The sequence below is a fragment of the uncultured Marinobacter sp. genome (genome assembly GCF_963974375.1).
In the GTDB taxonomy this organism is placed as follows: domain Bacteria; phylum Pseudomonadota; class Gammaproteobacteria; order Pseudomonadales; family Oleiphilaceae; genus Marinobacter.
The window spans coordinates 1-2,167 of record NZ_CAXBDN010000415.1 but is presented as its reverse complement, the minus strand read 5'-3'; the positions used below and the strand labels follow the sequence as shown (position 1 = coordinate 2,167).

The window sequence follows — 2,167 nt, the reverse complement described above, 5'->3', positions numbered from 1 at the left end:
GGTAAGTGCCACTTGCAGACCACCCAGGCCGAGCAGCCGCACCCGCATGGCCCAGAGGGATTTGGGGTCCAGCTCCATCCCCACCAAGAATAGCATCATCACCACGCCGAACTCAGCAAAGTGCTGAAGGGTGACGGTCTCTTGGCCCACCAGCCCGATCACCGGCCCGATGACCACACCGGCCACAAGGTAACCGAGTACCGAACCCAGTCCGAACCGCTTGGTCAACGGCACCGCGATTACCGCCGCCACCAGGTAAATAAACGCCTGAATAAAGTAGTCAGTCATTAGAGCCGCCAGTTATGTCCGTCGGGTGATAATTAGATATTCGTTCTTGTAACCTTACACCAAAGGCCGCATTTCATCTCCCGTTTCGAAACCGGGGACAGATCAGACCTGCTTTACTTCACCACTATGTCCAGCGCGGACATCTTCGGGCCCATGAACATCTGTAGTAGCCCCCATTTAAACCGAACACCTTGGTAGAAGCAAGTTGACGAAGCGTTTTGTGGTGCCGGGCCAGCCTGAGAACACCTCAGTGGAGTTCGGTGCCTACGGCTTTACCCCCGAGGAGATTACGGAGCAAGGTATCGACAGGAGCGACCGACCGTACAGCAGCCTGGTGTATCTGTCCACGAGCCGCAGTTATCAGTCAGCCGGTGGCACCTCGGGATGGACCACCTCGCTGACCGTCGGTGCCCTGGGCTTAGACCTGTTTGAGCACAGTCAGAATGCGATTCACAAGGCCACCGGCAGTGACAAGCCCGAAGGCTGGGATCACCAGATCTCCGAAGGGGGCGAGCCTACCTTGCGGTACTCCGCGGCCTACCACCAGTACCTGGATGGCAGTGAGCCGGGCAGCAAGTTCAAGGTGACCTACTTTGGGAGCGTCGGATACCTCACTGAATTTGGCGCCGCCCTGGTGTTCCGGGGAGGGCTGATTTCGTCGCCGGATAACCGCTTCAACCCGGAATTGATGGCCTACGGTGAGCGGGCGCCCAGCGTCTCCGCGGTCGGCGGTCGGGAGAACTACTTCTGGGGTGGCCTGTCGGTGAAGGCCAGGGCCTACAACGCTTTTCTGCAGGGTCAGTTCCGGGATTCTGATCACGAACTCAGTGCCAATGATCTGAATGTGCTGCTAGCGGAAGTCTGGGCCGGTTACACCCACACCCTCTGGGACAACATGGAGCTGAGCAAGCGCTTTGGCAGTCACTGACAACCGGTGTACATCACCCTGGGAAATACCATGTATACCGCTGAACAATTGGTTTTCAGCAAGAGCAGGGCGCATGGTTAGGCTCAGGCATTACTGGAAACGGAGAAACGATATGAGCAACATCGTTGAAGTAAACGACAGCAACTTTGATGCGGCCGTTGGTCGTAACGACAAGCCGGTCCTGGTCGATTTCTGGGCACCCTGGTGCGGCCCCTGCAAGACCGTTGGCCCCATGCTTGATGAAATCGCCGACGAACTGGGCGATGACCTGGTAGTGGCCAAGGTCAACGTGGATGACAGCCCGGAAACGGCGGCTCGCATGGGAATCCGCAGCATTCCGACCCTGGCGCTGTTCCGCGAGGGCGGCGTGGTGGCCCGGCAGACCGGTGCCGGCACCTTGGGCCAGTTGCGGGCCTTCGTCAAAGGCAACCTGTAATTCACCGGCTCGAATCAACACCCTCTTGTTATGGGAGGGTGTTTTTGTGTGCCGGTTGCGCTGCCCGCCAATGCTGGTTAGACTTATCCGGGTCCATTGCCATCATTCAGGTACCCCACGATGAAAACCCAGGAGCTGCAACTCCTCTATATTTTCGACGCCATCATGACCGAGCGCTCGGTGACCCGAGCCGCCGAGCGTCTGGCCATGACCCAGCCGGCGGTATCCAACGCAATTTCCCGGATGCGCCAGATCTGGAGCGACCCGCTGTTTGTCCGCAAAGGTCGTAACATCGAGCCAACGTCTTATGCCTTGAGCCTCTGGGACCAGGTAGGCGGGCCCATGTACGCGCTAACCAACACGGTTTCAGCCACTCAGTTCGACCCCGCTAATTCCAAAAGGAAATTTCGCATCGCCGCTACCGACGTGATCGTTGAGATGGTCTGGCGCCAGTTAATCGAATTGCTGGAGCGGGAGGCGCCCGGTGTCGATCTGCACGCGGTCCCGTACACGCT

4 protein-coding genes are annotated in these 2,167 nt (G+C 58.4%); 3 read left to right on the top strand and 1 reads right to left on the bottom strand.

Annotated features, from left to right (window positions below; genetic code table 11):
* Positions 1 to 288 (bottom strand): cation:proton antiporter (locus AAC035_RS20885; protein ID WP_339807041.1); only part of this gene is annotated, 288 nt, incomplete at its 3' end.
* Between the two features lie 205 nt (positions 289 to 493).
* Between AAC035_RS20885 and AAC035_RS20880 the strand changes: the two genes are divergently transcribed.
* The 3 genes from AAC035_RS20880 to AAC035_RS20870 form a co-directional block, all read left to right on the top strand.
* Positions 494 to 1,216, top strand: coding sequence for a lipid A-modifier LpxR family protein (locus AAC035_RS20880; RefSeq protein ID WP_278355499.1), 723 nt, complete (start codon positions 494 to 496; stop codon positions 1,214 to 1,216).
* 112 nt (positions 1,217 to 1,328) lie between these two features.
* On the top strand, positions 1,329 to 1,652 hold the full coding sequence (gene trxA, locus AAC035_RS20875) for a thioredoxin (RefSeq protein ID WP_054490003.1): 324 nt from the start codon (positions 1,329 to 1,331) through the stop codon (positions 1,650 to 1,652).
* 120 nt (positions 1,653 to 1,772) lie between these two features.
* The coding region (locus AAC035_RS20870; protein WP_339807040.1) for a LysR family transcriptional regulator at positions 1,773 to 2,167 on the top strand (395 nt) is incomplete at its 3' end.